Here is a 6,441-nt window from a genome sequence, read left to right on the forward strand (position 1 = left end):
CGCCCACCGCCAGCGGCCTCACGCCGAGGTGGGCGCCTACCAGCTCGCCGGTGTGGGTACCGGCGGGTTGGCCGGTGAGGGCATCGGCGGCTTGGCAGGGGGCGTCGGCACCTTCGGAATCTCCGGGCTGGCGGGGGGAAGACCGAGGTACTCCCGGACCGCACCGTTGTCGGCGGTCGCGTCGGCGAGGGCAACGGCAGCGACGAAGGCACGGGCCTGGATGCGCTTGACCTCTTGAGTGGCGTCCTCGATCGGGTACCCGGCGTCGGCGAGCATCCGCACGGAGGTCTCAAGGCTGAGCACCCCGGCCTGGAAGCCCTTGGTGACCTCGTCCAGGACAGCAGCGCGATCGGTCGGCGTGTGCGGCCCCCACACCAGCTTCGCTGGCAGCGTCTCCCCTACGGGCCAGCCTTCGGCCTGTCCGGCCTGGTACAGGCGGCACACCATCTTGAACAGCAAGGCGTACTTGTGGGCGCGGGCGAGGCGCATCGCCGAGACCAGGGCGTCCAACGGGCCCAGAGCGAGCTGGAGGGCGTAGCCGGACGGCACGGCGGACGGGTCGAGTGTGCCGAGCCCGGACGAGGTCAGGCGGCTGTTGCCTGCCACCCGGTCAAGGAGATGGTCGACGCGTGCGCGCAGCTCGGCCAGCTGCGCCGACGTGTCGAGGGTGTCCATGGAACCGCCTTCGGACAGCGACCAGACGGTGCCGGCACGGACCTGGAGCGGCAGGACGGCCCCGGTCGTCCTGTCCTTGGGCAGCCGGACGCCGGACAGGCCGATGATCGGTGTGCCGGTGGTCGCCGACGCAGCGGCCGAGTCGGAATCGGTGGCGGCCAGCTCGTCGAGGACCTGCATGACCTTGGCGATGGACGGCTGCCCCCAGTGTTCTCCCGCGTCGGGGATGGTGTTGGTGACGTGGACGACCGGAAGGAAGTCGATCATCAGGTCGAGTGCCTGGAGGACTTCCCCGTCCGAGCGCATCCGGTAGGTAGCCTTCTCCTGGGGCAGGTTGTAGACGTCCTCGCCCTTGAGGTCCTCCAGAAGCCATTCCGCGTCGGTGAGGTAGCACGTGATCCCGGACGAGCGGCCCGCTGCCCACGGGTAGGTGCGCGTGATGTGGCCTGTGTCCGCATCGAGCTGGTCGCCGACAATCAGCACCGCGTCCCCACCGTCGTTGTAGGCCCAATCCCGCAGGGGCTTGCCGTCCTTGGACCGGCCGGGCTTCGTCGCCGGGCCGATCGGCCCCAGCTCGTAGGTGATCCGGCGCAGCCGCGCCTTGAGGCCGCGCCGGTCATCGGCGGGGAGCTCCCACGCGAAGTGGACCCGAGCCGGATACTCGGCTGCGTCCACCTCGTCGTCCGTCCACTCCGGGAAGTAGAAGCCAGCGTCGATCGTCCTCAGCGCCGGGCGGCCCTTGGCTGGCTCCCACGCGAGGGTGTACACCGCGTCTCCGCACCGAACCGCCGCCCGCTCGCACTGCTGGATGCGCAGCGGCAGCAGCTCCTTCTCCCCCCACTCCCGCAGCCGCCCCTGAACCGCGAGTGCCTGAGCCGCAGCGGGCGGCTGGTCCTGGCTGCCCTGGTGCTCCGCACCCGGCACCACGATGGTCTGCTCGCTGCCGAGCATGTAGCCCAGTGCGGTGTCGATCAGTTTCGACGCATCGCCGAGCTCCCGCCGCTCCAGCCCGGTGTCGTCCCCGGCAACCGCGGCGAGCTGCCCGGCCTGGTTGTTGTCGTAGGCGGCAAGGAGTTTGTACGCCTGGAGGCGGCGGAGGTCCTCTGGCGGCACCCATCCAGCAGCCAGTTCCCCGAACGGGCCGAAGCCGCGGCGGATCGGGCTGGCCATCACCGGCTTGTAGTTCAGCCAGCTCCAGGCATCGATGACGAGATCGCGAAGGCCCACAGTGCCCCTCCGAGCATCCAGGCCCCACGCCGATGATCAGCCTACGCGTCCGTCATGGCGGTCATCCTGTGGTCGGCGCCTGAAACTCACAGCCAGCGCCGAAGGCGTTCTCGTCCAGGTCTGCTTGCCGCTGCGGACCGAGTTTGCCCCACTCGATCGCGCACAGCACCTGGGACCGCTCCTGCCCGCGCCCGGTGATCAGCGCCTGGGCGTACCGGCCTGCGGCGATCGACCGCTTCTGCTTCACCTCGTACTGCTGGGTCCACTCAGGGCTGCCCACCTTCGGCTCGGCGGGCTTCGAAGACTCCCCCGAAGCCGCGACCGCAGCGATCCCCCCGGCGACAACAGCCACGCACGCCAGCTCCACGGCAATCAGCCGCGCCCCCTTCAGCTTCATGATCGCGAACCTACCAGCGGCTTCGGGGGCCTACCAGCGGTTCCTACTGGTCCGCGACCTGTTCTGCTGGCGGGCCGTACTCGGCGTGGAGCGTCGCCGGATACAACGCGCACCCCAAGGCTGCCTCTAGCCGGACGATCGTGCCGAGGTCAGGGAGTACCTCGCCTCTGGCGATCCGGCCGACCGTCGAGTGCGACATCGCCACATGGCGGCTCAGTTCCCTGTCGCTCCAGCCACGGGCGGCCATGGCGCCGTGCAGGCTCTTCGCGAACTGCATGCCCGCCACGGCCGTGAGCGGCGCATCGGCTCGCAGCTTCACGTCCGGCCACTTGCCGCTGGCAACGAAGCTAGCCGGCGGCTGGTGATCGCGGCTGCGGGGCACGCCCATCCCTTCATCGACGTCCACCTGTCCCGGCCAATCCTTCCCTGCGTCGGCGGCCCCGATGCGGCACCCCGCCAGTGGACCATGTATGGTCCACTGCGAGTTAGTGTCAACGCGGGGAGGGCGTGGCATGGGCGGGGGCATCAGCAGCTTCTGGGCTGGCATCGACTGGTCCGAACACCTCAACGATGTCGCGGTGGTCGACCGGACCGGCGCTGTCGTGGCCACAGCCCGAGTCGAAGAGAGCCCTGCCGGAGTTCGGCAGGTTCTCCAGCTGCTCTCAGGTTTGCGCGCGAGCCATCAACACAGCCGCAAGGCAGTGCCGATCGCCATCGAGACCCGGCACGGCCTGCTCGTCGCGGCGCTGCGCCAGGCCGGACAGCCGGTCGTGGTCATCAGTCCAACCACCGTTGCCAGGTACCGGGGTAGGGCAAACCCGGGCAACAGCAAGAAGTCCGATGCGCAGGACGCCGAGCTGCTGGCGAACATCCTGCGTACCGATGCCCATCTGCACCGACCGTTGCCTGCGAACAGCGGCCCCGCCGAGGCCCTCGCCGTGCTGACCCGCGCGCAGCTGCGTTCGGTGTACACCCGGCAGCACCACGTCTTCCAGCTGCGCTCCCAGCTCCGCAACGTTCATCCGGCGGCACTGACTGCCTGGGCGCACCTTCCTGGCGGGATCCTGCGCGGCGAGGCCCGTGCTGTACTCGCACTCGCCCCAACGTCTGGTCATGCCGCTCGGCTGACGAAGAGGCAGATCTACAACGCTCTCGCCACCGGCGGCCGCACACGGCTCCTCGACGACCATGCGACCAGGCTTCGCGACCTGTTCCGCGCGCCGACGCTCCGGCAGGCCGTCGACATCGAATCGGCACTCGGCCAGTACGTTCTGACTCTCCTCGGGCTCGTCAACGAGTCAGTACGCGCCGTGAACGAGCTGACAGAGCAAGCCATCGCGCTGTTCGACCAGCATCCGCACGCGAGCGTCTACCGCTCGTTCCCCGGTGTGGGTGGGCTGACCGGAGCGCGGCTGCTGGGCGAGATCGGCGATGACCCGACCCGCTTCGCCTCAGCCAAGGGCCTTCGCGCCTACGCTGGCGCGAACCCGTTCACCTGGGCATCGGGCACCAGCCGCTCCGTACTGCACCGCAGGATCGCGGCCAACAAACGGCTCGCCGCGTTCGGGCACCACTGGGCGTTCTCGACGCTCACGCGGTCCCCCGGCTGCCGGGCCCATTACGACCGGCGGAGGCAGCAGGGCGAGCGACACACCGCGGCCCTGCGCAACCTGTACGGCAGACTCCTCAGCTGCCTCTACCACTGCCTCCAGCATGGCGTGGACTACCAGGAGGAAGTCGCGTGGCCGACGCCGAGCACCGAGTAGCGCGTGATCCGGCGGACGGGCGACCGGACCGGAAATGCCTGAAGATGCACCCCGGGCCGAAGAGCCCTTACGCGGGAATGGCACCCGGCCCGGCCGCCTCTCCGCCGGATCACGCGACATGTCCTTCGGTTACCGCTTCGGGCCTTGGTGGCGGTAAGCCTATTGTGGCCGTTCTGCGATCACCGGCGGCCGTCGAGGCGGCCGTCATCCATGCCCTTGGGCAGCAGGGCAAGTTGGTCCGGGTCAGCGAGTTCGGTGAGGCCGTGCACCGCGGCATCCATCCGGTCGGGGCTGTCCATTCCAGCCACCCATGTGACCATCTGCCCTTCCAGCTCCGGGTACTGGCCAACGTGGTGCACCCGTCCCTGTTCGTAGAGCTGGGCGATCGGCTCAGCTCGCAGGCGCTTGCCGACCTTCGCGGTCACTTCGAGGATCATCGGCATGAGGAGACCGCGGGTCTCGCCATCTCGCGCGAGTTGGTCCCAAGCCTGGGTAACAACTTGCCTCGCCATGTCGCCGCCGTAGTTGGACTCCACCACGATCGCGTCGGCCTGCAGTTCCATAGCGAGTCGGCAAGCGGTGACGCCCCAGTCGTTGGCTCCCATGTTGGCGGAGCGGTCGTCCAGGACGTACAGGTGGTCGTCGAAGCCAGCCGCCATGCCGATGACACCAGTCTCATCACCGACCAGGCTCTCGCCACCAGCGGGGTCGACGGCTACGACAACGCGGGCCATGTCGAGTCCGGCGAACGCGACCGGGGTGATGCGGTGCTGGTCGATCCAGGCGCGCTGCCAGACACCACCCTCCTGAGGGCGGGGCTTCTGCTGATACAACGACCACCAGACCCGTTCGCCGACGGCCCGGCGAATCTTCTCCAGCGCCTTCGCACCGTACCGGGCTGGCCACAGCGGCTCGCCGACTGCGCGGCCGAGCGCATCGTCGGGGCTGTCTGCAATCGCGGGTAGGTCGATGATGATCCAGTCCTCGGCTGTCTCGCTGGCGAGGATGCGCCCTGCAAGGTCGTCTTCGGACCATCGGGTCTGGATGACGATCACAGAGCCGCCGGGCTCGATGCGGGTGAGCAGCACGGACTGCCACCACTCCCAGAGGCGCCTGCGCATGGTGGGGGACTGGGCCTCTGCGTCGTCCTTGATCGGATCGTCGACGATCGCCAAATTGGCTCCCTTGCCGGTGAGTCCGCCGCCGACGCCGGCGCAGACGACTCCCCCTTCGTGGCCCGAGACGTCGAAGCGGTTCGCAGCCTTGGAGCCGGGGTGGAGGGTGATGCCGATCTGCTCGCCCCAGGTGGTGATGGCGTCCCGGATCCACCGCCCGTGGTCGTCCGCGAGTTCGGCGGAGTACGAGGCGATCATCACGCGGTGGTCTGGCTGCTGAAGCAGGTACCAGAGGGGCGCCCACCGGGCTGCGCGCCGACTCTTGCCGTGTCGCGGCGGCATGGTGAGGAGCAGGCGGATGGACTCGCCGGCTGCGATCCGCTGGAATGCGTGGTCGATGAGCGCCAGGTGCTCGGCCTGCATCTCGCGGCCGGCAGTCAGCACTGACGCGAGGGAGCCTGGGGAGCGGCGCATCGCCATGTCCCGTTCGACCTGGGCTAGCTCGGTGCGCAGCTTGGGCGAGGCTTTGGCGGCGATGGCGCGGCGCCGGTCAGCGGGAAGGGTCCGGTACTGGGCGAGGAGCTCGGCAGTGCCCGGCATCAGCGGTCCTCGCCTTCGGTTGCGGCGATGAGCTGCGCCAGCTCTGTCGAGGTGATGGCCTCCAGGGTGATCGGGCCTTCGTCTGGGCCGGACAACTCGGTTCGGCTTGGCTGGTCGATGCCGAGTAGCCGGGCGTCGCGCTCCAAGATCCGGACGGCACGGTCGATGGCGGGCAGGTCGCCGTCTTTGACCGCGCGACGGAACGCCACGAAGAAGAGCCTCTCCAGCCGCATGTGGTGGACCAGACGCAGCTCGTCGACGGACACGCCGAGGTCGGTGTGCCGCTCCTGGAGGGCGAGTTGGACGTCTTTGCAGGCGTATCGGATCAGCGCCGGGTCGTCCGGTGGCTCCTTGCCCTTGGCGTACAGGTCGGCCCCGTAGCCCTGCGGGTAGGCGATCCGGTCGGAGTTGATCGTCGGGTCAGCGGCGAGCTTGCGACCAATGGTGAGCCAGTCGACGCCGGCCAGCTGGAGTTCGATGGCGTCGGCGCGGCGCTGCGAGATGGCAGCGCGCTGCGCCTTGGTGGGGCGGGCCATGGCGCGGATCCTCCGTCCGGTGCGCCCCCGCGCCACCGCCCATGATCCCTTACTCGAGGTGCTCGCCGCTCAGCGGTGGTCGCAGTGGCCGGGGGCCAGCACGTGTGGACGTGGTGGCCCCCGGC

General features: G+C 69.3%; 6 protein-coding genes. 1 reads left to right on the forward strand and 5 read right to left on the reverse strand.

What is annotated here, in order from left to right; all coding sequences use genetic code 11:
- Positions 1-36: 36 nt before the first annotated feature.
- From AA75_RS11555 to AA75_RS50840, 3 genes are all read right to left on the reverse strand, one after another.
- The gene (locus AA75_RS11555; protein WP_033819804.1) at positions 37-1,902 is read right to left on the reverse strand and encodes a hypothetical protein; all 1,866 of its coding nucleotides are present in this window, start codon (positions 1,900-1,902) and stop codon (positions 37-39) included.
- Between the two features lie 61 nt (positions 1,903-1,963).
- Positions 1,964-2,299: a hypothetical protein gene (locus tag AA75_RS11560; RefSeq protein WP_033819805.1), complete on the reverse strand. Its 336-nt coding sequence runs from the start codon at positions 2,297-2,299 to the stop codon at positions 1,964-1,966.
- Between the two features lie 43 nt (positions 2,300-2,342).
- Complete coding sequence (locus tag AA75_RS50840; RefSeq protein WP_051812147.1) at positions 2,343-2,705, reverse strand: helix-turn-helix transcriptional regulator; 363 nt, start codon at positions 2,703-2,705, stop codon at positions 2,343-2,345.
- A gap of 106 nt (positions 2,706-2,811) precedes the next feature.
- Here AA75_RS50840 and AA75_RS11570 point away from each other — a divergent pair, with 106 nt between their 5' ends.
- Positions 2,812-4,065: an IS110 family transposase gene (locus AA75_RS11570; RefSeq protein ID WP_033819806.1), complete on the forward strand. Its 1,254-nt coding sequence runs from the start codon at positions 2,812-2,814 to the stop codon at positions 4,063-4,065.
- 179 nt (positions 4,066-4,244) lie between these two features.
- On the opposite strand, the gene AA75_RS11575 is transcribed toward AA75_RS11570, so the two are convergent.
- Together AA75_RS11575 and AA75_RS11580 are read right to left on the reverse strand one after the other, a co-directional pair.
- A complete protein-coding gene (locus AA75_RS11575; RefSeq protein WP_033819807.1) occupies positions 4,245-5,780 on the reverse strand; it encodes a terminase family protein in 1,536 nt (511 codons plus the stop codon).
- On the reverse strand, positions 5,780-6,316 hold the full coding sequence (locus AA75_RS11580; RefSeq protein WP_033819808.1) for a hypothetical protein: 537 nt from the start codon (positions 6,314-6,316) through the stop codon (positions 5,780-5,782). The genes AA75_RS11575 and AA75_RS11580 overlap by 1 nt, the downstream gene beginning before the upstream one ends.
- Positions 6,317-6,441: the final 125 nt, after the last annotated feature.

The sequence above is a fragment of the Kitasatospora sp. MBT63 genome (assembly GCF_000710465.2).
Lineage (GTDB): Bacteria > Actinomycetota > Actinomycetes > Streptomycetales > Streptomycetaceae > Kitasatospora.